At 56.3% G+C, this 21,875-nt stretch carries 21 protein-coding genes; 3 read left to right on the top strand and 18 right to left on the bottom strand.

Features of this window, described 5'->3' with window-relative positions; all coding sequences use genetic code 11:
* Positions 1-114 precede the first annotated feature (114 nt).
* Together ABF990_RS00185 and ABF990_RS00180 are read left to right on the top strand one after the other, a co-directional pair.
* Complete coding sequence (locus tag ABF990_RS00185; protein WP_415500104.1) at positions 115-1,155, top strand: long-chain fatty acid--CoA ligase; 1,041 nt, start codon at positions 115-117, stop codon at positions 1,153-1,155.
* A complete protein-coding gene (locus ABF990_RS00180) occupies positions 1,136-2,374 on the top strand; it encodes an acyl-CoA reductase (protein ID WP_415500103.1) in 1,239 nt (412 codons plus the stop codon). Before ABF990_RS00185 ends, ABF990_RS00180 begins: the two co-directional genes overlap by 20 nt.
* Positions 2,375-2,413: 39 nt before the next feature.
* Here ABF990_RS00180 and ABF990_RS00175 read toward each other — a convergent pair whose 3' ends face one another.
* The 11 genes from ABF990_RS00175 to ABF990_RS00125 all read right to left on the bottom strand — a co-directional run bounded on the left by ABF990_RS00175 (position 2,414) and on the right by ABF990_RS00125 (position 12,519).
* Complete coding sequence (locus ABF990_RS00175; protein WP_415500102.1) at positions 2,414-3,145, bottom strand: SDR family NAD(P)-dependent oxidoreductase; 732 nt, start codon at positions 3,143-3,145, stop codon at positions 2,414-2,416.
* Positions 3,138-3,533, bottom strand: a complete 396-nt coding sequence (locus tag ABF990_RS00170) for a hypothetical protein (RefSeq protein ID WP_415500101.1) — start codon at positions 3,531-3,533, stop codon at positions 3,138-3,140. Before ABF990_RS00170 ends, ABF990_RS00175 begins: the two co-directional genes overlap by 8 nt.
* Positions 3,511-5,103, bottom strand: coding sequence for a GMC family oxidoreductase (locus tag ABF990_RS00165; RefSeq protein ID WP_415500100.1), 1,593 nt, complete (start codon positions 5,101-5,103; stop codon positions 3,511-3,513). The genes ABF990_RS00170 and ABF990_RS00165 overlap by 23 nt, the downstream gene beginning before the upstream one ends.
* Positions 5,100-5,558: a 3-hydroxyacyl-ACP dehydratase FabZ gene (gene fabZ, locus ABF990_RS00160; RefSeq protein ID WP_415490932.1), complete on the bottom strand. Its 459-nt coding sequence runs from the start codon at positions 5,556-5,558 to the stop codon at positions 5,100-5,102. The genes ABF990_RS00165 and fabZ overlap by 4 nt, the downstream gene beginning before the upstream one ends.
* A gap of 153 nt (positions 5,559-5,711) precedes the next feature.
* The gene (locus ABF990_RS00155; protein ID WP_415490931.1) at positions 5,712-7,103 is read right to left on the bottom strand and encodes an AMP-binding protein; all 1,392 of its coding nucleotides are present in this window, start codon (positions 7,101-7,103) and stop codon (positions 5,712-5,714) included.
* 1 nt (position 7,104) lies between these two features.
* Positions 7,105-7,344 (bottom strand): acyl carrier protein, encoded by a 240-nt coding sequence (locus ABF990_RS00150; RefSeq protein ID WP_415490929.1) that lies wholly within the window; start codon positions 7,342-7,344, stop codon positions 7,105-7,107.
* Between the two features lie 9 nt (positions 7,345-7,353).
* Positions 7,354-8,007: an acyl-ACP--UDP-N- acetylglucosamine O-acyltransferase gene (locus ABF990_RS00145; protein ID WP_415490928.1), complete on the bottom strand. Its 654-nt coding sequence runs from the start codon at positions 8,005-8,007 to the stop codon at positions 7,354-7,356.
* Positions 7,997-8,974 carry a transketolase family protein gene (locus ABF990_RS00140; RefSeq protein ID WP_415490967.1) on the bottom strand — a complete coding sequence of 326 codons (978 nt, stop codon included), beginning with the start codon at positions 8,972-8,974 and terminating at the stop codon, positions 7,997-7,999. Before ABF990_RS00140 ends, ABF990_RS00145 begins: the two co-directional genes overlap by 11 nt.
* A 10-nt stretch (positions 8,975-8,984) precedes the next feature.
* On the bottom strand, positions 8,985-9,875 hold the full coding sequence (locus ABF990_RS00135) for a transketolase (protein ID WP_415490927.1): 891 nt from the start codon (positions 9,873-9,875) through the stop codon (positions 8,985-8,987).
* Positions 9,876-10,052: 177 nt separating this feature from the next.
* Entirely contained in the window at positions 10,053-11,264 is a 1,212-nt protein-coding gene (locus tag ABF990_RS00130) for a hypothetical protein (protein ID WP_415490926.1), read from the bottom strand.
* Between the two features lie 49 nt (positions 11,265-11,313).
* Positions 11,314-12,519: a DegT/DnrJ/EryC1/StrS family aminotransferase gene (locus tag ABF990_RS00125; RefSeq protein ID WP_415490925.1), complete on the bottom strand. Its 1,206-nt coding sequence runs from the start codon at positions 12,517-12,519 to the stop codon at positions 11,314-11,316.
* Positions 12,520-13,173: 654 nt separating this feature from the next.
* Between ABF990_RS00125 and ABF990_RS00120 the strand changes: the two genes are divergently transcribed.
* Positions 13,174-13,983 (top strand): FkbM family methyltransferase, encoded by an 810-nt coding sequence (locus ABF990_RS00120; RefSeq protein ID WP_415506447.1) that lies wholly within the window; start codon positions 13,174-13,176, stop codon positions 13,981-13,983.
* Between the two features lie 374 nt (positions 13,984-14,357).
* On the opposite strand, the gene ABF990_RS00115 is transcribed toward ABF990_RS00120, so the two are convergent.
* The 7 genes from ABF990_RS00115 to dnaG all read right to left on the bottom strand — a co-directional run bounded on the left by ABF990_RS00115 (position 14,358) and on the right by dnaG (position 21,761).
* On the bottom strand, positions 14,358-15,575 hold the full coding sequence (locus ABF990_RS00115; RefSeq protein ID WP_415500097.1) for a class I SAM-dependent methyltransferase: 1,218 nt from the start codon (positions 15,573-15,575) through the stop codon (positions 14,358-14,360).
* A 107-nt stretch (positions 15,576-15,682) separates the two neighbouring features.
* Positions 15,683-16,276: a 50S ribosomal protein L9 gene (rplI, locus tag ABF990_RS00110; RefSeq protein WP_415490922.1), complete on the bottom strand. Its 594-nt coding sequence runs from the start codon at positions 16,274-16,276 to the stop codon at positions 15,683-15,685.
* Between the two features lie 11 nt (positions 16,277-16,287).
* A complete protein-coding gene (gene rpsR / locus ABF990_RS00105) occupies positions 16,288-16,563 on the bottom strand; it encodes a 30S ribosomal protein S18 (RefSeq protein WP_025827191.1) in 276 nt (91 codons plus the stop codon).
* 5 nt (positions 16,564-16,568) lie between these two features.
* Positions 16,569-17,015 carry a 30S ribosomal protein S6 gene (gene rpsF, locus ABF990_RS00100; RefSeq protein ID WP_415490921.1) on the bottom strand — a complete coding sequence of 149 codons (447 nt, stop codon included), beginning with the start codon at positions 17,013-17,015 and terminating at the stop codon, positions 16,569-16,571.
* A gap of 172 nt (positions 17,016-17,187) precedes the next feature.
* A complete protein-coding gene (locus ABF990_RS00095) occupies positions 17,188-17,766 on the bottom strand; it encodes a GNAT family N-acetyltransferase (protein ID WP_415500096.1) in 579 nt (192 codons plus the stop codon).
* Positions 17,756-19,732 carry an RNA polymerase sigma factor RpoD gene (rpoD, locus tag ABF990_RS00090; protein ID WP_415500095.1) on the bottom strand — a complete coding sequence of 659 codons (1,977 nt, stop codon included), beginning with the start codon at positions 19,730-19,732 and terminating at the stop codon, positions 17,756-17,758. Before rpoD ends, ABF990_RS00095 begins: the two co-directional genes overlap by 11 nt.
* Positions 19,733-19,880: 148 nt before the next feature.
* Positions 19,881-21,761: a DNA primase gene (dnaG, locus tag ABF990_RS00085; protein ID WP_415500093.1), complete on the bottom strand. Its 1,881-nt coding sequence runs from the start codon at positions 21,759-21,761 to the stop codon at positions 19,881-19,883.
* Positions 21,762-21,875 lie beyond the last annotated feature (114 nt).

The following is a 21,875-nucleotide window of genomic DNA, read 5'->3' as shown; positions in this document are numbered from 1 at the left end:
GACACCTGCCATGTTTGGCGGAGACCCAAGGCCACGACACAAGCCGGGAATTCCGTATCCTGCCTGGACCGCAACGCAACATCTTGCAGACGATAGCCCCCGAGACAGCGAAAAATGAGCGAAAACTCAAGCCGTGAGAAAAGTCCGGACTTCCTGAAACAGATCAATGACTTGACTGCGTTTCACTCGCTCAATTGCACGCTATACAGATCCTATGTCCACTCCGTTTTTGCAGAGAAAGACGCCACGTCTCTGGCCGAAGTACCTTTTCTGCCTGTGCGTGCTTTCAAGGCGTTCCAGCTCAAAAGCATCAGCGATCAGGATGTTTTCAAGATCATGACATCGTCCGGCACAACCGGCGATGTGTCCAGAATCTATCTGGACCGCGAAACAGCCAGGCTTCAGTCACAAAAGCTGGTGGACGTATTTGGTAACGCGTTCTCAAAAACCCGGTCGCCCATGCTGGTTATCGATGCTGAAAGCACGGTTGCGGAACGTCACAAATTTTCGGCCAGGACGGCCGCCATCAATGGTTTCAGCCTGTTTTCCAAAGGACGGAGCTTTGCGCTCGACAACCAGTTGGAACTGGCCATCGACCGTATCCTGGCATTTATCGAGGCCAATAGTGGCACCCGGATTTTCATGTTCGGGTTTACCTTCGTCATCTGGCAGTATTTTGTTCAGGAATTGAAACGCCTGAAGGTCAGGCTCCCGCTCTCCAATGCCTTCCTGCTTCATGGAGGAGGATGGAAGAAACTTGCGGAGCAGAATATCTCAAACGAACGGTTCAAGGCGGAGGTTCAGGAATGGACCGGTTGCAGCGATATCCGCAACTATTACGGCATGGTCGAACAGACTGGCACCATCTTCATGGAGTGTCCGTTCGGTAACCTTCATGCCGCCGCTGGTTCGGATACAATAATCCGGGACCCTGTCACACTCGATATCCTGCCGCATGGCAAGGAAGGCCTGATCCAGGTCTTTTCGGCCATCCAGAAAAGTTACCCCGGACATTCCCTGCTGACGGAAGATGTGGGACACACGCAGGATGCTGCCCAGTGTGGATGCGGTCATCAGGGCACTATCATCAGTATCAAGGGGCGGCTGAAAAAGGCGGAAATTCGGGGATGTAGTGATGCCTATCGTTACAATTGACGACTGCGAACATCATGACTGGCAAAAGGGCTTTGCGCTGTCATCGCGCCGCGCTTTTTTCGACGACACGACAAGAGAGTTCCTGCACGCACTCTCGCTTGCAATTCTGAAACACCCCGATGCACGCCAATATCCCGACTTGGTGACGTTCGCCTATTTCTGCCGCAAAGCTAACCTCCATGCTCTCTCGCAGCGCTATGACGATGCCATACAGCGTTCGGGATGGGGAACGGTGGTGCATATCGCGCCGTCCAATATTCCTATCAATTTTGCCTTCTCGCTGGTTTTTGGCCTGCTTGCCGGAAATTCCAATATCGTGCGGATGCCAAGTCGGCATTTTCCGCAGAATGATCTCTTTGTCGAAATTTTTGACCAGGTCTCAGCCTCGCCGCGCTTTCAGTCCATTGGCAACAGTACACGCCTGATCCGCTCCTCACGCGGGGACAAAGGGTTTGAAAGGCTCATCGGTCAGGCAGACGGGCTGGTGGTATGGGGAGGGGATGCGACCGTCAGCGCCTTTCGCGCTCTCCCCAAGACACCACGTTGTGTGGAAATCTATTTCCCCGATCGCAAATCTTCCATGGCCATCAATGCGTCCGCCTACATGACGGCGTCGCGCGATATTCAGCAGACACTGGCGGCCAGTTTCTTCAACGACACCTATCTTGTGGATCAGAACGCCTGTTCATCGCCGAGCATGATATTCTGGATCGGAGATGTTGAAACTGCGGGTGCCGCAAAGGATCTGTTCTGGAATACGCTTGAAGACGAGTTGATAAACCGAAATTACCAGTTGGATACGACAGCCCGTATCGATAAATTTCTCGACATCATGTCCGCCAACGAACAGCTTGGGCGGGCCGTTCACCTGCAAACCTATTCGCGCGACATATGGTGCCTGAACGAACAGATCCGCCCACAGACTCTCCAATTGCGTTTTGGTGCGTTCCTCGACATCGACCTTCCATCCATCGATGGCATTCCCGCTTTCCTGCGCTCGCAGGAACAGACGCTGACCTATTTTGGCCTCGACCCGCATGCGCTCAGGCAGGCCCTGAGTCATCACCATCATACGATTGATCGTATCGTGCCTGCTGGCAGCGCTTTGAGCATCGACCCTTTCTGGGATGGAAAGGATATTCTGGCCCTTCTATCCCACCGCCTGGAGCTTATCGAGCCAGCGCGAAAAATGCGGGCCCCTGCCCCTTCGGTCTGCTGATCGCGCAGTCCTCGCTTCCTTCACGCTGTCCTTCTGCAGTCAATGAAGGCCGCGATCCAGGCGTAGCGTCTGCCCGGTCATTTTCGATGCGTTCTGCGAGACCAGAAAAGATACAAGATCGGCAACATCCTCAGGCTTTATCTTCCCACTCAGCGCCGAGCGCGCATCCAGCAACGCCTTTGCCTGATCGTCCATGGTCGTGGCCATATCGGTTTCCACCACCGCCGGAGAAATGGCATTGACCCGAATACCGAACGGTCCCAGTTCGGTTGCCATAACGCCGGTTGCATGAATAAGCGCTGCCTTGCTGCCCCCATACGCCAGAGTACCGGCATCGGCCCTTGATCCTGTTGTAGACGCAATATTGACGATGGAGCCGGATTTGGTCCGCATCATTTTTTTCACAATATACTGCGTGAAAAGTATCTGATGAAAATAATTGATATCGAAAATACTTTTCATATCGTCAATTTTAGTCATCGTGAACAAGCCGCCCGCCGCCACACCAGCCACATTCACAAGAGCATCTATCCGCGCGTATTCCCTGAAAATGTTCTGGGCGCAGGTTTTTATGGCGTCGGCATCGTCAAGATGGAGCACAAAAAAGCGGATGCCAGGATAGGCCGCCATAACGGTTTCCAGCCTGTCTGATCGGGACCGGCTACATGCGGCAATATCGAACCCTTCCGAAGCCAGTTTTTTGACTATGGCAAGGCCGAGGCCCCGGCTGGCGCCCGTCACCACGGCGACGCGGTTGCTATGTTCAGACATCAACATCCCTTTGGCAATTTTCCAGAACAGGGGCCAGAAGATCGTAATCGATATCGGGCAGAGCCGTGTAATGCGGGAAAAGCGGGGTCGGCTTTGCGGTCAACGCCCGCGAAACACGAGGGTCCGAAAAATATGCCATGATCGCATGCGTCATAAACAAATCGGTCAGTTCTGCCGCACGCCCGCGCAGATCCTTCAGGAACCCGTTCAGATCCTGCGCCCAGTCGGGGAGGCTGTCCGCCCCCAGAAGGGTGTCCATGTCATCAAGCTGCGCGAAATTCTTCTGCAGGCAGGCAGCCGCTCCCGTGTCTTTTGCGCCCGGGACCTGACGCCCCGGGTCGCCCGGAAACATGAGGTAGAACAGTTCAAACGCGGGTCGATCTGACATAGTCATCTATACGATCCGCCAACATAAGGGCCACGGCCTGAATGGTATTGGCCGGATTGACGCATGATGACGTCACAAAAACACTGGAATCGGCCACATAAAGATTGTCGGTATCGTAAACACGCCCCTGGGAATTGACAACCGCGCCATGGAGGCTGTTGCCCATCCGCGCTGTTCCCATCAGGTGCCATCCGGTATTCCGCACCGGTCCGTAGGCCGCGCTTCGGGTAGCCCCTGCTGCGGCCATCAGTTCACGGCCCCGGCTCATGCCGTGAATCATCATTTTCTTCGTATTGTCGTGCAGGGTGTAATGAATTTTCACGCCCGGATCGCCAAAACGATCATGTCGGCTTTCGTCAAGCTCCACCCGGTTTTCCGCTTCCGGCATATCCTCGCAGACAATGGCCAGAATGAGTTGCTTCGCGTAATGCGCGTCAAAGTCATCATAGACCTGCTGGCCAAATCTCAGCTTGCGCCTTGCAAAAGCAGCCAAAGCGGTTTCGACAGGGCCAGTCCCGCGCAATGCCTGCATCATATACCCCAGACGGTGCCCGGCACCGGAGGGACGATAAAATTGCAGGCTGTACAACAGACATCCCTGTGGCCCGGCATCGGTATCGAAGCGCTGGGGGAATATGCCTTCTACATAACCCAGCGGATGCACCATAAGGTTACGCCCCACCAGACCACCCGAATTGCCTGCTCCATACGGCCTTTCAGCGGTTCGGGAGTTCAGCAGGATGCGTGCGGTGCCAATCGCACTCGACGTCAGAATGACATGCTCCGCGGTGAAAACCCGTTTTTCGCCCGCATCGTCAAAGCCTTCCACGCCGTAAGCCTTGCCGTCGCGCACCAGAACGCGGGAGACTGCAAATTCGGGTATCAGTACCAGCCCGAGGCGCAGAGCCTCCTTGAGGTATGTATTATCGGCACTGGCCTTCGCACCTTGCGGGCAGCCCGTGTTGCATGGCCCCAGATTGAGGCACGCGCCACGCCCGTCCTTGGGGCGTGTCAGAATCGCTGAAAAACTCGGCCACCAATGCCAGCCTTTGGCATTAAAGGCCCGCGCCAATGTGTCCCCTGCCGTTCCAAGCGGCACAGGTGGCAACGCGTCCTCGATCTGGGGGTAGAACGGATCACCCACCAGACCGGACAGGCCCATCATTTTTTCGTTCAGGGTAAAATACGGCGCCAGATCTGCGTAGGCGAAGGGCCAGTCGGGGCCTGCCTCCTCCCGGCTTGCCGGTGCAAAATCATCTTCCAGAAAGCGCGGGAAATGACCGGAATAAAGGATGGTCGAGCCACCGACTGCGTTAAAATTACACACCGCAATAGGGGAGCCGCTGTCATCAACCGGGTAGTCGAACCTGTTCTGGCGCTCCGAAATTACGGGGTTGAATTCGGATCTCTTGCGTAATTCCCAGTCATTTCCAGTAGAGGGATAACGGGCGGGGTCCATGCGTGGACCACGATCCAGGCACAAGACCTTGTACCCCCTGGAGACAAGCGACCACGCAACTGCCGCACCCGCAGCGCCCGCACCGACGACGACAAAGTCAAACCGCGTCATTTTTTGGGAAGATATTGTTCAAATATTTCCGGTATGGTGATCATCATCTCGGCCTCGCAGGCAACTGTACCATTCGTGTAACCTACGGCATGGCCATTGCACACCCCCCGCCGCCATGAATCCACATAGGCTTCGATCACCAGGCTTTCTCCGGGCAAAACTTCCTTCCTGAAGCGCACCGTATGCTTGAGGGCGTGGGTAATCATCCCTTTCAGCCCTTCCTGCGTTGTTATGGCGACTGTAAGCATTTGCGCCATGGCTTCAAGCTGGAGCGCGCCCGGCATATTGGGGCGTCCCGGAAAGTGGACCGGAAAATACCATTCGTTATTGGAAAGATGCTTGTAGCCCTTGGCATATTTGCCCGGTTCGACATCGGTCACGAAGTCTATCATCAGGAATGGATACCTGTTGGGCTGAAAATCTTTCAGTTCTTCAGCGTTCAACGAAAAACCCATTTCCCATTCCCTTCATGTCCGGACCCTGTTCAAGTATTTTAAAATACACAGGAACACCAGCCGTTTCGACTATCTCCACCACAGCAGGACATCTGCCGCCCCACAAAGGGAAGGGATATTCGAGTATCCCTTCCCTTTGTGGGGCAAGTGCTGTCAGGTCGTCAGTTTGTAACGCTGGCTCAAGGCTGTGTAGTCAGGCTTGTGGGACGCCGTAAGGGGAAAACTCTCGCAGATCTCCAGCCGCACCGCCGTGGGATGAAAATTGAAGTTATCCTTCATGACCGCCTGCACAATATCCATGCTCTCGCTCTGAACACAGATAACCATGCAGTTTTCCTTACCGACAACCATGCAGGTGGCTCCGGCATTCCGCAGGGTGCTTTCGACATGGTCCAGATTAACCGAAATGCCATGTAGTTTTATGAAACGCTTCTTCCGGCCGACAATGGTAATGAAACCGTCTGAATCTATCCGGGCAAGGTCACCTGTATGAAGCCGACCGCCAAAACAGTCTCCCTGCGCCAGATCGCCCCACGATGTGGCATACCCCATGGAAACGTTGCGGCCTTCATAGACCAGTTCTCCATCGCCACCTCCCTGAATTGCCTCGACAATTTCCACTTTGCCGCCAGGGATGGGAATTCCAACACTCCCCAGCTTTTCCAGGGCGCGTTCGGGCGGGACGTACGAAATGCGCGGCGCGGCTTCGGTCTGTCCGTACATGGTAAAATAACGGACACCATGATCCGCGAAATATTGCCAGAAATGCTGTGTCAACGCAGGGGTCAAACGTCCACCCGCCTGTGTGACGCAACGGAGATTATTCAGGATTTTATCGCTTAGGCGAATTCTGCGTAATGTCTCAAAGGTAAAGGGAACGCCAGAAATATCGGTTACCCCCGCCTCTTCCATGCGTGTCCAAAGGTCTTTTTCCAGAACCGACTGCTCTGTCAGCAGCATGGCCCCCCGGACAAAGGCCGTATTATGGAGCACCGACAGGCCGTAGGAATAATGAAAAGGAAGCAGACTTACAGTGACACGCTCTGGCGTGAAGGAAAGATACTCCACAATAGAGCGGGTGCAGGACTCAATATTACGGCCGGTCAGGCGCACACATTTGGGATCTCCCGTGGAACCCGATGTGGGGATAAGCAATGCCAGATCGTCGTTCAGCGGGTAAGCGACGGGGGCGATCCGTTCGAAAAACACTTTCGATCCGACCTGCCTCGCCACCGCATAACCATCCGGCACGCTGTCCAGATCGCCTATGATATAGCGTGGGGCATAGGCCTGAATCGTGCTGGACAGGACAGGCCGTTTAATACTGCCATCCAGCAGAAGTGGCACGACACCGTGCCGCAAAGCGCCGAAATATGCGGCAACGCTCAGATGGGTCCGGTCGCATAGAATAATAGCCACAGCCCGTGTGGCGTGTGCGAAAAACTCATCCCCCAGACGGAAAATATCACTGTACCTGTAGTGATTTTCTCCCTCGATCAGAAAAACCCGGTCTTCCGCCCCATCTGAATAGTCCTGCCAGAACATTTCAGAACGTCACGCCATATTTTGCGAGCGTGTTGATCCCGGTTTCATAAGAACCGAAATCGACCACATCATCCATTTCGAGCATGATATCGAATGTTTCTTCCAGGGCCGCCACCAGCGCCATATGGCCGACGGAATCCCACGCCGAAATACTCTGATACTGGAGGTTTTCATTCAGGTCCTCGGCTTTGATCCCGAATGTTTCCATAAATACATTATCGTATTTTTCGCGATTGCTCATTTCATATTCCTATCGAAAGACTTTCTTGTCTTCATTTCTGCGGACGACGCGGCCAGGGTTACCAAGAACAATAACGTCTGAGGGGACATCGGAATGAACGACCGATCCCATACCGATGATGGAAGAGCTGCCTATATGCAATTTTTCCTTGATCAGCGCGCCCATGCCCACATACCCGAGCGCTTCGACATGAACGCCACCGCCCAGACTAACCTGCGAAGAAATAACAGTATTGTCTTCGACCACGACATCATGCCCAAGGATCGACGCTGTATTGACGGCAACATTATTGCCGACCTTCGCCGTCGCCTGCACGGACACATAGGGGGCGATAATTACCCCGTTTCCGAGTTGCGCATGGGAAGATACAAAAGCGAGGGGCGAGACGACTGACGCCAGCACCAGCCCAAGCGTGCCGACTTTTTCAGCCAGCATGGCCCGGGCCGACGGTTCCCCTACGGCAATCGTAACCCTGGCGCCGCTAACATGGCTGCCAACGGCCACCACAGGCAGTCCCATAAGTTCAGCCTGCCTGGGATCATCCACAAGAAAGGCAAGACGGTACGCCTTTTCCGTGCCCTGCCGGATGGCATTTTGCAACATATCCATCGTCTCGACACCGAGACCACCAGCACCGTAAATGTACCAGATATCAGCGCTCATTGTCGGCCGTTTCTGTATCCAGACGCTCTTTTACAAAGTCCGCAATACCTTCGGCATCCAACCGGTTGGACTTCAGCATGAAGCCATAATCCCCTGTCTCCAGAAACCGATCTTCAATTCCATGAAGAATGACGGCAATATCCGACAGTCTTGAAGCATTGTAAAACTCCAGGACCGCGCTTCCCAGACCGCCGAAAACCTTGTGTTCTTCCACCACAAAAACCGTATGCGCTTCGCGCGCAACGGTCCGAAGTGCGTCTTCATCAAGTGGTTTGATCGTGTGCATATTGAGGACACCAACCTCAATACCGATCTGGGCAAGCATTTCCGCCGCTTTCACACAGTAGGCAACGGTTGTCCCGCTGGACACCAGCATGATCTTGCGGGGGGGCGTAAGCCAGACAGCCTGCCCGATTGTGAAGGTGTAATCGGCGTTATAAACAACAGGCGCATTTGTAGCACCTGTCAGCCTTATATACATTGGCTGATCGTAACCAACACTTGCGTCAAGGGTTTTCTGAATTTCCAGACAGTCTGCGGGCGCGACAATAACCAGGCCGGGAACGGTCCGCATGACAGCAATATCTTCAAGCCCGAAATGCGAATTTCCCAGGTATCCCAGCGACAGACCACTTCCAAGCGCCACCAGTTTGACCGGTTCACGCATGTATCCCATGTTCATGCGGACCTGCTCACTTGCCCGCATGGATGCGAACGGAGCAAAGGTCGATGCAAAAACGTCAAACCCCATACGTGCAAGACCGGCTGCACACCCAATCATGGTCTGCTCGGCAATGCCGATATTCACGAACTGGTCCGGCAATTCGCGAGAAAACCTGTCCAGCCCGGAAGAACGGCCCAGATCGGCGCTGATTGCCATAATGTTGCTGTTACCAGCCGCCAGAGCCGTCAAAGCCTGCCCATAGACAGCCCTTGGCCCCAGCCGAGCCAATGCCCTGACATTCACGTTCAAGGTTTCAGACACGGTCTTCTCCCGGCACGTCGGATTTCGGTTCCTGTTCCTCCAGAGCCTTCAGACATTTTTCCATGATACTTGCCGTGATCCGATTGTGGTGCCAGTCGTTATTGGCTTCCATGAAGTCCACGCCCTTGCCCTTGATGGTACGGGCCACAATCGCCGTGGGTGTATCAGCCAGATCCCGCGCTGCGCGGAAAGCATTGAGGATCGCTACGTGGTCGTGCCCGTCAATCTCGATCACGTTCCAGCCAAAGGCCTTCCACACATTGGCCAGAACGACCTTGCCCGCATAGGTCGTGTTCGGACCGTCGTTTCGAAAGCCGTTTTCATCGATGATGGCCGTCAGGTTCCCAAGCCCCAGTTCGGCGGCTGATGCCGCACTTTCCCAAACCGAACCTTCATTGCACTCCCCGTCCCCGAGCATGACATAAACCCGCCTGTCCTGCCCGCGCCTGCGCATGCCCAAAGCCATGCCCATACCATATGCCAGCCCCTGCCCCAGACTGCCGTTGGAGCTTTCGATACCCAGAAGCTCCTTTTTTACGGGGTGAGCAATCAGGTCGCTGCCGTTTGTCTGAAATGTTGCAAGCTTTTCGGGCGGGAAATACCCGTAGTGACAAAGGACCGCAAAATAACCCAGTACTGCATGTCCCTTGCTGAGAATAAAAATGTCGCGTCCATTCCACGTCGGCTCATTGGGGCGATGCACCAGCACCTCGCCGAAAAGCGCGGTGAGTATCTCCACCATGCTCAGGCTGCCACCGATATGAGCCGCCTGCCCGCATTTGAACGCAGTCTCGATAATGCTGCGGCGAACATCAAGGCATGCTTCGGAGAAGTTCAGGTCTGACTGTAAAATGGCTTCCTCCAGTGTTCCGAAACGACACATGGCATTGAACTATCTAAAACCGCTTGCTCCGACCATGGAGCCGGAAAAATCGGAGCGGGAGAGAAATCTGCCCCCTCCAAAAAAATAAGGTGGCGTCCGTCTGTAAAGCTCCTTTTCACAAGCCTTATAGTCGGCTCACTGCTGCAATGGAACTTCCGGACGGCATCAGCCCGATTTTCAGGCAAAAGCCAGGCTTGGGGGAATATTTCCCAAAAACCCTTCTGCGATTTTAAGTTCCTCCGCGATTTTCAACACGGAAACCATGTGGCTTTTCCCGCCAAAATTTTCGGCAATGTAATCCACGGCTGCCTGCGTCGTATCTGTATAATCAGTCTTGCTGTAATAGAGCCCGTGCATCTGGTCCTTCAGTGTCGGATCTGTCGTATCAAATCCGTAGAATGAGGGAAGGTCGGACAGGTTTTTTCTAGAAAAGGCGTTATAATCCGACACGACAACGCAGCGTGAATCCAGACCGAAAGCCACACGTTCATGCAACCCGGAACCAACATTCGGGCTTGTATTCAGCAGAAACTGCGTTCCGGCATAAACGGATGACAGATGTGCCGCATCAAACGCCGGATGAAAACGGGCCTGCGTCGCTTGGGAACTAAGGTGGTCCCACCCACGCCCGTAAATATCCACCGGCAGATCCAGCAGGGATTTGACCAGGGTGTTCATACGATATTCACGCACATAAAGATCCAGATCGAACATGAGCGTAAAAAAAATCTCGAGCCGATGCTCCGTGGGCAAGTTGTGGCTTTCACAAGCCGCCACATAAATATCGGTGATATCGCCCGTCGGCTGCTGTATCGCCACACGTCCCGCATCTTCCAGCACAGCCCGCCAGCGTGAAGGCAAATTCTGCCAACCTTTACGCCGTGCCTCCGGGTCTCCCCCTGTTTTGACGAAAGCCATGCGCTGGGGTCGGTCACGCCACGCAAGGGAGTCTCGCTGGGGGTTGGGTATGACGCCCACACTTTTGATCTGCGTCGAATATTGCGGTGAACGTATGAAACGGTTCTGAATGCTTAACCATTCTGAAAAAACATAGGCATTCGCAACATAACGCGACCGGATGTAATGATTGGGAACACGCCAGCAAGGAGAGTCCGCAAGAACCGACACAAATGGTATTTTTTGCGCGTCCCACAAGAGTTGCCCATCAATCTGCAACCCGGCTCCGATCCCCGCATGGCCCCAGGCCATGAAAATTCCCTCGCGCAGCAGGTCATTGAACTGCACCTGCCAGTCGGGTTTATGCAGATCGATCACATGCCCTTTGAAACCATCCGGCTCAAGCAGAGACATCAGGTCGTGACTCATCTGACGAAGAATACCATTTTCATTCTGGCCAACGAACGAAACGATATTGCGCGAAGCGGACATTTATAAACCCCGAACTGAATGCATGAGATCGAAAAGAAGAACCAAGGGGCTAGTTTTCGCAAATATCGGCTGGCAGCATGTCTTGCAGCATACGGCAGACATCCGCAATTTTATCGCTGCTCATATCCTGCCAGAAAGGCAGACCAATCGAACGCTGTCCGTAATCTTCGGTTATGGAAAGCTTTTCCCTTGGATAGGCCTGATAGGCTGGTTGCATATGGCAGCCAACGCCCCACCAGGACACCGTTCCTACCCCCTGCGAGGCAAGGAAATCTATCGGCTTTTGGGGATTTGTCGGCCAGATGACAGTCAATGTCGCGGAAACCCAGCCCTGACCAAAAGCTGGCGGCAATTTAAGCGATGATGGCAGAAACTGCCGATATGAATCGGTCACAGCCTGCCAGCGGGCGCGCGTTTCCGGCCAGACATCAAGCCCGGCAAGGCCGACGGCCGCGGTATATTCCGACATCTTGGCGTTAATTCCCGCAACGCGGGCAGAGCGGGACCCCGCAAACCCGAAGCGGGCATGAATACGCACCTGTTCCGCCATGGCCGGATCGCGCGAGATGACTGCGCCCCCTTCCCCCAGACCGAACACTTTCGTCGCATGCAGGCTGACTACAACCGTCGCCTGCCCGACAGACATGGGTCCGCCGGCGCGCAACGTATCGAACGCCGCTGCGGCATCGATAATGACAGGGCAGCCCGTACGTTGGCTCACCCCATCCCACACCGCAAGATCGATGGGGGCGCCGAAAGGTACCACGATCAGAATGGCGCCGACATTTTCAGCCCTGGCCAGGGCCTCGACTTCCGCCGGGTCTGGTATCCAGGTCTTGGGACAAACATCGACAAAATAAGGAACAAGCCCGGCAGCCGTGGCAGCCGCGGCACTGGCGACAAACGTCCAGGACGGCATAACGCAACGCAGGCCGGGTGGAATTGCCTGCGCCTGCAGGGCCAGGGTAATGCCGCTTGTCGCATTGGAAACCAACGCGATGTTCTGGCCTCCCACCCCCCAGAATGCACCCAGCCGCTCCTGAAGGCGTTCGCTCAATGGCCCCTGATTGGTATACCAGTGATTGGCGTCAATCTCGCGGATATACGGTTCTATACGATCCACTGTCGGCAGGCGGGGAACGGCTACAGGAATATCCTTGCTGAGAGCCGCAAGCGCCTGACCATTTGCGGGCGGGAGATCATGCTGCTTTTCGCGCGTCGTTTCGAGCAAAGAGCCACTCGGCGGTGTCAGCATAAAAATTCCAGCCCTTTTCAACTTACGTACACGGACTATGGAAGTGAGTTAATAGACGGTCAAGGAGAACACTGAGCCCGGAGCAATTTTCATAAATGCCCATGCAGAGCCGGATTGCCTGACACCGACAGGGCCACCCATTTTGAAACGAATATCGATTGCGCTGTGTCGCACGACGATCCCGGGTGAACATACCCGCTCCCGCCGTGTCGCCTGCCCCCGAACCTGCCGAGGGCCGGCGAGCATACACCACGCCATAAGATACCGCCCGCACAGAGCCCATACATAGGAATTACAGGCTGGTATAACAGTGCCTAACTGGCCCAAGATTATGCGATTAAAAATAGCGATTCAGGAACGGGAATCGCATAATTCGGAGTTTTCAATGTTTTTGGAAGAATTTCATGACCTCATCAACGAGAGAGCGGCGTCTCTTGATGCACTGAGGAAGAAAAAAAATCCTATCGTCATGTACTGAGCAGGCGAGTATGCCTCTACCGTTGAGAAATTTCTTGCAAAAGAAAATATTTATGTTGCAGATAAATTTGTCGATGACAGATACGAAAAGCACCCGGGCATTTTGCATTTTACCGACATAAAAGAAAAATACGCTGCTTTTCAGTTGTTTTGGGAATGGCAGATACAAAACAGGGCATGAAAGCCATCAGCGCTCTAAATTGCAAAAATATCGTTTCGGCACATTCTTTTTTCCTCAGCCCTCATTATTTTGATGAAATAAACCTTGAATTTCTTTTACAGAACTCTCAAAAACTCTCATCTGCTTTTGAAATTCTTGAGGACGAATTATCCAAAAAAACGTTTATTTCCTATATTAAATCCCACATAAGCGGAAATGATAGTTGCATTAGAGATGTATACCAGGCCGATCAATATTTCCAAGATTTTATGACAATAAAAAATGACGAAATTTTTGTCGATGCCGGCGCATATACCGGTGACACACTTCGCGATTTCTTAAAATTTTCCAATGGAACCTATCAGAAATATTACGCATTTGAGCCGAATTCAATAAATTTTCAGAAACTGAAACTTTTTATCGAGCAAAAAGACATCCCCAATGTCCACGCTATGAATTGCGGATTAGGCAGCAAACAGGGAACAGTAAATTTTTATCAGGAAAATAATACATCTACTGTTTCAAAAATTTCCGCCGAGGGGAATGTTAATATTCAAATTGATACCATTGATCACCTTTGCCCGGATGCCACCTTTATAAAAATGGACATAGAAGGGGGCGAAATGGATGCCTTGTCAGGAGGCATGAAAACAATCCATAAAAACAAACCGAAATTGGCAATCTGTGTTTACCATAATCCGGCTCATTTATGGGAAGTGGCCTTGTATATCAAAAAACTCGTCCCGGATTATCGTATATTTTTCCGGCAACACCAGGTTTTCAGCACCGAACTGGTTCTGTACGCAACCGCCATCCCGTTTTTCTGAATTTTCTCGCGGTCCTGTCAGAACCTGAAAGTTTTCCTCTATCAGCGGACTGAAGAAAGCGGAGCCGGCTCCTGGGCCGCCCCGCCATCGGGAGACAGTCTGTCTCCCGCAGAGTGGTGTCAATACGATAGAACAGACTCTCAGACCCAGTTCTGCTCAAACACTTGCGGTGTGACCAGACAGCTTTCGCATCAGGCCACACCACATGAGCATCGCCTCATCATTTTACAAAAAAGCAACAGAACTGAACGCGTCTTCGCCACACAGAAACAGATCAGAGGCATCGTAACACGTCACGTCACGACAAGCTGGCACTGGCATTTCTCGCTGCCATCATCGCAGTGCAACGACGATATACCCTACTATGCCCCCTTTTATCCGACTGTACCCTCCACCATGCCCATATAATCGCGCGTCAGGGGCACGGCGGTCAGGGAGCGTGAAAGCTGTAGCTGAAAATTCATGTGGCCTTGCACGCGGAACGCCAGTTCGGATGCTGCCAGATAGAATTCGAACATTCTGGCGAAACGTTCATCGTAAAGGGCAACCGCTTCCGCACGACGCGCCGCAAAACGCTCGCTCCAGATCGCTATGGTTTTTGCGTAATGTAGTCTGAGGATTTCGCAATCCGTCATCCACAGGCCTGAGCCTTCCACCGCATCCAGCACTTCGCTCAGGGCTGGGGAATAACCACCGGGGAAAATGTATTTATTGATCCAGGGATTGGTCGTACCCGGCCCGTCGCTGCGCCCGATGGAATGCACCAGGGCCACGCCATCGTCACGCAGGCTACGATGGATGGTTTCGAAAAATATCGGGTAATGCCCGACACCGACATGCTCGAACATGCCGACAGACACAATCCGGTCGAAACGGCGATGCAGCGTGCGATAGTCCAGAAGCTCGAAGCGCACCCGGTCCGCAAGACCCTCATCATGCGCACGGGTACGGGCAAAAGCCAACTGCTCCTCGGATAGGGTAATACCCGTCACGATCGCCCCGTAATCGCGCGCGAGAGTCAGGGCCATACCGCCCCAGCCACAGCCGATATCCAGAACCTCGAGCCCCGGACGATCCAAGAGCAGCTTTGCAGCGATATGCCGTTTCTTGGCCGCCTGCGCCTCGTCCAGGGTTTCATCGCCATGGCGGAAATAAGCACAGGAATACTGCCAGTCCCTGTCCAGAAAAAGGGCGTACAGACTGTTACCCAGATCGTAATGATGCGCGACATTCTGGCGCGCCCGCGTGGCCGGGTTGAATTGTGTCCACCCCCGCCGCACATAGCGCAGAGCCGCCGCCAGGCGCTCGGCTACGTGTCCGCCCGGCGTCATGGCGTTCAGCATGAGTACGTGCAGCAGGTCATACAGCGTGCTGTCGTGTGGCTGGAGGTTCCCCTCCATATAGGCTTCGCCAAAACCCAGGCCGGGATTGACGATCAGGGCCTGTATCGCCTGCTGGTTCTTCAGCCACACGCCCGCGCTGGGGCCGGCTTTACTGCCCTGATAATGGCTGAAGCTGCCGTCTGGCCAGCGCACGGCCAGAGCCCCCGCGCCGATAAAATGATGCAAGATCCGATCAAGAAGGCGTTTCATCCGTCTCTCTCCCTTCCTGCCGGACACTCTCGCCCAGCGCATGACAAAAAAAAAGAGGGCAGATGAAAATCTGCCCTCTTTTCCAAGTCCTTACAAAACCAGCCGCCTTACGCGGTTGCGTCCTGCGCGGGTTCTTCAACACTGTCTTCAGGAACGATTTCGCCTTCAACAAAGGCTTCGTCCCCGGCCAGGGTCGCTTCTTCTTCAGCCGTCGCGGCTTCGCCACGGGCCTGACGTTCGGCTTCTTCTTCCGAACGGGCAACGTTGACGACAACCGGCACCACCACTTCGGGGTGCAGTGCCACCTTGACGTCATACAGACCAAGGGACTTGATCGGATGAGCCAGGGAGACCTGCTGACGGTCAATGGTGAAGCCAGCCTCGGTCACGGCCTGCGCCACGTCGCGCGGGCTGACGGAGCCATAAAGGCTGCCGCTGTCGCCGGCCTGACGGATCAGGACAACGGCCAGACCTTCCATCCGTTCGGACAGACGCTCAGCTTCTTCGCGGCGCTTGATGTTCGCGGCTTCGAGCTGCACGCGCTCACGGTCGAACCGTGCGCGGTTCGCTTCGTTGGCGCGAATCGCCTTACCCTGTGGCAGCAGGTAGTTACGGGCATAACCCGGACGGACCTTTACCACTTCACCCATCTGGCCCAGGTGTTCAACACGCTGGAGCAGGATTACTTCTGTAGCAGCCATGGTTGTTCCCCTCAGCTTACGACGTAGGGAAGCAGAGCCAGGAAACGGGCACGCTTGATAGCCTGTGCCAGCTCACGCTGCTTCTTTGCGGACACCGCCGTGATACGGCTCGGCACGATCTTGCCACGCTCGGACAGGAAGCGGCTGAGAAGACGCACATCCTTGTAATCGATCTTCGGCGCATTCGGGCCAGAGAACGGGCAGGACTTGCGACGACGGTAGAACGGGCGACGCGCACCCACAGCCGGACGACGGGCGGCGGGATTGATTTCAGTTGTTTCGGACATCTGCTTCACTCCGCTCCGTTGTCAGCCAGTTCGGCGCTGCGTTCGTCACGACGACCGCCACGGCCGCTTTCAAAGCGACCACCGGTAGGCTTGGGACCACGGAAGCTGCCGCGTTCGCCGCGATCGTCACCCTTGCGGGACAGGACCGGGGACGGTGCTTCGTCAATGGCTTCAACCCGCAGCGTCAGCAGGCGCAGCACGTCTTCGTTCAGGGAGAGCTGGCGCTCGATTTCCTTGAGCAGTTCCGAACGCACGTCCAGACCCAGCAGGACGTAATGGCCCTTGCGGTTCTTCTTGATGCGGTAGGCAAGGCTGCGCAGGCCCCAGTATTCCCGCTTGCGGACAGCGCCGCCATCGGCTTCGATCTGGGCGGCAACACCGTCGATGATGGCATCGACCTGCTGCTGGGAAATATCATTCCGCGCGATCAGCACGGTTTCGTACAACGGCATGTTCACTCCCTTCGGATACAATCAACCCGCCCGGGCCGGACCCTTCCGGCTTGCGGTCGCCCCGGTCATACCCCAAGGGCACACCGAAACACGCAGGTATAGCCGGGCCAATGCCATGAACCCGGCAGGGAAAGGGCAGTCTCAACCACATTTTGGCTGACAGCGCAAGCATTCACACACGCAGGCGGTGCGGAATATCCAGGCCAAGCCGGTCAGGCACGTCCCAGACCTCATCCACCTGGCGCAACGGCGTGAACCCTGCCCCCAGATAAAGCGGCAAAGCGCGGGGATGATCGGCCGTGCAGGTGTTCACCCGTACGGAACGGGGCTGGTTACGCCACGCCCGACGCAACACGCAGTCCAGAAACGCGCGCCCTACCCCACGCCCGATGGCCTGCGGAAAAAGCCCGAAATAGGACAGGTTGACAGCCTGCGGGTCGGCATAATCCAGTTCGTAAAAACCGCGCAGCGCACCGTTTTCACGCAGCAGGCCAATGCCTATGGGGGCTGTGGCCAACAGGCTTGCCAGAACCCGATCAGGCTGGGCCTGACGCATCCACCAGCAGCAGGACCGGCCAACCCCATCATGCAGGGCACGATACGCCGCAACGTCGGGTTTGACATCGTGTTCCAACGCCCACCCGGCTGGCAGCAGCAGGCGCGGGGCTGAAGGCGGGGCATCCATGCGCATGAAGGTGATTGTCACCTTCATGCGCGTTACGTCTTCGTGCAACGCAGGCTCAGTTATCATCCAGAAAGGACCGCAGCTTGCGGCTGCGGCTGGGGTGCTTGAGCTTGCGCAGGGCCTTGGCCTCGATCTGGCGGATACGCTCACGCGTGACGTTGAACTGCTGGCCCACTTCCTCAAGCGTGTGGTCGGTGTTCATGCCAATGCCAAAACGCATACGCAGAACACGTTCCTCACGCGGGGTGAGTGACGCCAGAACCCGTGTTGTCGCTTCGCGCAGGTTGGTCTGGATCGCGGCATCCAGCGGGATGACGGCCGACTTGTCCTCGATGAAGTCACCCAGATGGCTGTCTTCCTCGTCCCCGATCGGGGTTTCGAGAGAAATCGGCTCCTTGGCGATTTTCAGAACCTTGCGCACTTTTTCAAGCGGCATGCCCAGCTTTTCAGCCAGTTCCTCCGGTGCCGGTTCCCGACCGATCTCGTGCAGCATCTGGCGCGAGGTGCGCACCAGCTTGTTGATGGTCTCGATCATATGCACCGGAATACGGATGGTGCGCGCCTGATCGGCGATGGAGCGGGTAATGGCCTGCCTGATCCACCACGTGGCGTAGGTCGAGAACTTGTAGCCGCGGCGATACTCGAATTTGTCTACCGCCTTCATCAGGCCGATATTGCCTTCCTGAATCAGGTCAAGGAACTGAAGGCCACGGTTGGTATATTTCTTGGCAATGGAAATCACCAGCCGCAGGTTGGCCTCGATCATTTCCTTCTTGGCGCGGGCCGAATCCCGTTCGCCACGGGCGACCGTTGCGTAAACGCGACGGAACTCGCCAATCGGCAGGCCGGTTTCCTGCGCCAGAAGGGCCACCTGGTTACGCAGTTCCATCACCATGTCAGCGTGTCTTGCGACAAAATTCTTCCATGACCGGCCCGGCAGGGTGGCGACCACTTCCATCCAGCCCGGATCAAGCTCGCGACCGCGATATTTCATAAGGAAGTCATCGCGCGAGACGCGGCAGCTTTCCGCCAGACGGAGCATGCGGCCTTCGAGCATGTTGAGCTGCTGGAACATCTGCTTGAGATGGGCGACCAGTTCCTCGATCCGGTTGTTGTGCAGATGAATCTGCTCAACCTTGCCAACCAGACGGTCCCGCAGTGCGGCATAGGCTTCCTCGAAGGAGCCGTCGACCTCCGAACCCGATGTCAGCGCCTCGATCCGGGTGACCTGCAACTTGCGCAGTTCTTCGTAAAGCGGCTCGATTTCGTCGAAATGGGCAAGAATCTCAGGTTTCAGCTTTTCTTCCAGCGCCGAAAGGGACAGGCCGCTGCCCTCCCCTTCCATATCGCCTTCGGCTTCCTGGTCCTCGGCCTCCTCGTTCTCGGATTCTGCAATCCCCTCGCCTTCGGCTTCGGCGGCGCCGTCTTCCATGGGGCTGCCACCACCCTGCATGGCTTCGAGATCGACGATATCGCGCAGGAGCATCTCGCTGCTGCGGATTTTTTCGTGCCATGAAATAATGGCGCGGAAGGTCAGCGGACTTTCGCACAGGCCGCCGATCATTTCGTCGCGGCCAGCCTCGATCCGCTTGGCGATGGCGATTTCGCCCTCGCGAGACAGCAGTTCCACGGTCCCCATTTCGCGCAGGTACATGCGCACCGGGTCATCCGTGCGGCCGACATTCTCGGCATTGACGTTACCGGACGGACCTTCGGATTCCGCCTCGGCGTCGGCTTCCTCCTCCTCGGCGTCTTCCTCGCCTTCGGCGGGCTTGGCGCCCTCCGTGTCATCCGTGTCTTCGCTCTCGACGACCTGAATGCCCATTTCCGACAGGAGGGCCATGATGTCCTCGATCTGTTCGGAGGACATCTTGTCCTGGGGCAGAACGGCATTCAGTTCGTCGAACGTGATACAGCCGCGTTCGCGCCCCTTCGCTATCAGTTTCTTGACTGAGGAAGACTGCGTATCCAACAGGCTGGTGTCACCATCCTGTTCCTGCGTCGCGTTCGTAGATGCCGTTTTTGTCGCCATGCCAGACCTGCTCCTCCCCGCCCGCATCCGGCCAGGATGCAGAACGACCAGCTTATCATGTACTGTTCACTTTCCAGGGCGGGGCAGGACGTGGGATATCCTGCGCCTTAAGTCAAGGGGAACACACCCCGGAACATTCCGCCAGACCCTAGATATCCTCGTCTTCCAGCCCGCCGCGCCGCAGCCGGTCCATAATATCCAGTCGCGCCTGCAACCTTTGCCACTGGCTGGAATCTCCGCCGTTTTCCGTAAACCCTGCAATATCGCGCGCCACTTCGCGCATGAACTGCTCCCGGTGCAGCAGGCCATAAAAATGCCACCACTGTGTTCTTGCGGCCACAGTCTGTGCAGGGTCGTCCGACTCTGTAAACTCATCCGAACGGGGTAACGTTCCCTCCACCGTATGGATCAGTCTTGCGGCCTCCGCCCCACCCTGTTCCACCAGCCGTGTGCGCAGGGCACCGGGTGCGGCAGGCAGCCCGCCCTCCGCCGAAAGATCGAGCAGCATTTCGCGCAGGGGGGCCAGATCGGCGGGCAGGTCGAGACGGCACAGAGCCTCCTCCACCTCCTGCATCAAGGAGGGAACGCGCAGGAGCAAACGCAACATCAGCCGCTGTCGTTCGCGTGCCTGATCGACCACGACAGGAGCAGTACCCGCGCCATCCGCCCCCATGAACGCAGATGAAGTCCCCCGCTGCCCGCCACCGAACCGGCCACCGGACGGCGACGCCCCCCTGCCCCCCCGCGACCCGCGAAATTTTGCAAAAAAGCGATCAAGCAGGGTCGAACGGTATTCCGCCGCCAGAGCCCGGTCAGGGATCAGGGCCGCAGCCTCGGTCAGCCTGCTGCGCAGGGCCGCGCGTTCCTCCGGCCCGGGGGCTGACATGCCAGCAGTCAGCAGGTCGAACAGGACATCGGCCAGCGGCTGGGCGTTGGCGAACAGTTCCGCCACCGCAGGCGCCCCCCGCCCGCGCACCATGCTGTCGGGGTCCTCCCCCTCGGGCAGCAGGCACAGGCGCAGGGAATGACCAGCCTTGAGCATGGGCAGCGCGGTTTCCGACGCCTTGATCGCCGCCCGTCGGCCCGCGCCATCACCATCGAAACACAGAATGGGCAGCGCGTTGACCTGCCAAAGCACTTCAAGCTGTTCGGCGGTCAGCGCCGTGCCCAGCGGGGCCACGGCACCTGTAAAACCTGCCTGATGCAAGGCAATGACATCCATATACCCTTCCACCACAACCAGAGCGGGCGATGCCTCCCCCCTTGGCCGGGGGGCGCGCACGGCGGCCCGGGCGCGATCGAGCCCGAACAGCAGGCGACGCTTTGAAAACAGCGGCGTTTCCGGCCCGTTAAGGTATTTGGGCTGGCCATCACCCAGAATACGCCCGCCGAACGACACCAGACGCCCCCTGCGGTCCCGGATGGGAAAGGTCACGCGCCCCCAGAACAGCTCGCCCTTGGGTTTTCCGCCCTCATCCACCCGCATCAGCCCGGCTTCGGCCATTTTTTCGGGTGTGATCCCGTCATGCGCCAGAGCCTTCACCAGATCGCCGCGCCCCTCGCTGGCCCAGCCAAGACCGAACGCCGTAATGGTCTCCCGCGTCAGGCCGCGCCCCAGCAGGTAATCCAGCCCGGCGCGGCCTTCGGGGCGCCACAGGGCCGCGGACCAGATTTTCTGCGCAGCCGTCAGCACATCCTCCAGCGTGCGGGCATGGTCCATGACCTGCCGGGCCGCCTGGGTCTGGACCGGCACCTCCATGCCTGCGGCGGAGGCCAGTTCCTGCACCGCCTCAGGAAAAGGCTTGCCTTCGATCTGCATGACAAAGGAGATCACATCCCCATGCGCGCCGCAGCCGAAGCAGTGAAAATGATCATCGTACACGTAAAAGGACGGCGTTTTTTCGCCGTGGAAGGGGCAGCAGCCTTTCCAGTTCCGGCCGGACCGCGCAAGCTTGACCCGACGCCCGATGACAGATGTCAGGGGGGTGCGGGCACGCAGTTCCTCCAGAAAACCGGGATCAATCGCCATGATGCCTTACCCTGCCCTCCCTCATGCAACGCCACGTTGCGGGAATAACGACCGCCGCCCGATCCTGCGTTCCCCATCCGCTTCCCCACCAGTGCGGCGGGGAAGCAGGCAGGC

Source organism: Acetobacter sp. (assembly GCF_047723915.1).
Taxonomy (GTDB): domain Bacteria; phylum Pseudomonadota; class Alphaproteobacteria; order Acetobacterales; family Acetobacteraceae; genus Acetobacter.
Note: the sequence above shows the minus strand (reverse complement) of the source record. Positions and strands in the feature narration are given on the sequence as shown.

Coding starts and splice junctions, on each gene's coding strand:
- ABF990_RS00120 (WP_415506447.1), top strand. CDS start 13,174: ATGAAAGCCATCAGCGCTCTAAATTGCAAAAATATCGTTTCGGCACAT.
- ABF990_RS00165 (WP_415500100.1), bottom strand. CDS start 5,103: ATGACGCGGTTTGACTTTGTCGTCGTCGGTGCGGGCGCTGCGGGTGCG.
- ABF990_RS00185 (WP_415500104.1), top strand. CDS start 115: ATGAGCGAAAACTCAAGCCGTGAGAAAAGTCCGGACTTCCTGAAACAG.
- ABF990_RS00125 (WP_415490925.1), bottom strand. CDS start 12,519: ATGCTGACACCGCCGAGTGGCTCTTTGCTCGAAACGACGCGCGAAAAG.
- ABF990_RS00180 (WP_415500103.1), top strand. CDS start 1,136: ATGCCTATCGTTACAATTGACGACTGCGAACATCATGACTGGCAAAAG.
- dnaG (WP_415500093.1), bottom strand. CDS start 21,761: ATGGCGATTGATCCCGGTTTTCTGGAGGAACTGCGTGCCCGCACCCCC.
- ABF990_RS00135 (WP_415490927.1), bottom strand. CDS start 9,875: ATGTGTCGTTTCGGAACACTGGAGGAAGCCATTTTACAGTCAGACCTG.
- rpoD (WP_415500095.1), bottom strand. CDS start 19,732: ATGGCGACAAAAACGGCATCTACGAACGCGACGCAGGAACAGGATGGT.
- ABF990_RS00095 (WP_415500096.1), bottom strand. CDS start 17,766: ATGATAACTGAGCCTGCGTTGCACGAAGACGTAACGCGCATGAAGGTG.
- ABF990_RS00175 (WP_415500102.1), bottom strand. CDS start 3,145: ATGTCTGAACATAGCAACCGCGTCGCCGTGGTGACGGGCGCCAGCCGG.
- fabZ (WP_415490932.1), bottom strand. CDS start 5,558: ATGGGTTTTTCGTTGAACGCTGAAGAACTGAAAGATTTTCAGCCCAAC.
- rplI (WP_415490922.1), bottom strand. CDS start 16,276: ATGGCTGCTACAGAAGTAATCCTGCTCCAGCGTGTTGAACACCTGGGC.
- ABF990_RS00145 (WP_415490928.1), bottom strand. CDS start 8,007: ATGAGCGCTGATATCTGGTACATTTACGGTGCTGGTGGTCTCGGTGTC.
- ABF990_RS00130 (WP_415490926.1), bottom strand. CDS start 11,264: ATGTCCGCTTCGCGCAATATCGTTTCGTTCGTTGGCCAGAATGAAAAT.
- ABF990_RS00150 (WP_415490929.1), bottom strand. CDS start 7,344: ATGAGCAATCGCGAAAAATACGATAATGTATTTATGGAAACATTCGGG.
- ABF990_RS00155 (WP_415490931.1), bottom strand. CDS start 7,103: ATGTTCTGGCAGGACTATTCAGATGGGGCGGAAGACCGGGTTTTTCTG.
- ABF990_RS00115 (WP_415500097.1), bottom strand. CDS start 15,575: ATGAAACGCCTTCTTGATCGGATCTTGCATCATTTTATCGGCGCGGGG.
- rpsF (WP_415490921.1), bottom strand. CDS start 17,015: ATGCCGTTGTACGAAACCGTGCTGATCGCGCGGAATGATATTTCCCAG.
- rpsR (WP_025827191.1), bottom strand. CDS start 16,563: ATGTCCGAAACAACTGAAATCAATCCCGCCGCCCGTCGTCCGGCTGTG.
- ABF990_RS00170 (WP_415500101.1), bottom strand. CDS start 3,533: ATGTCAGATCGACCCGCGTTTGAACTGTTCTACCTCATGTTTCCGGGC.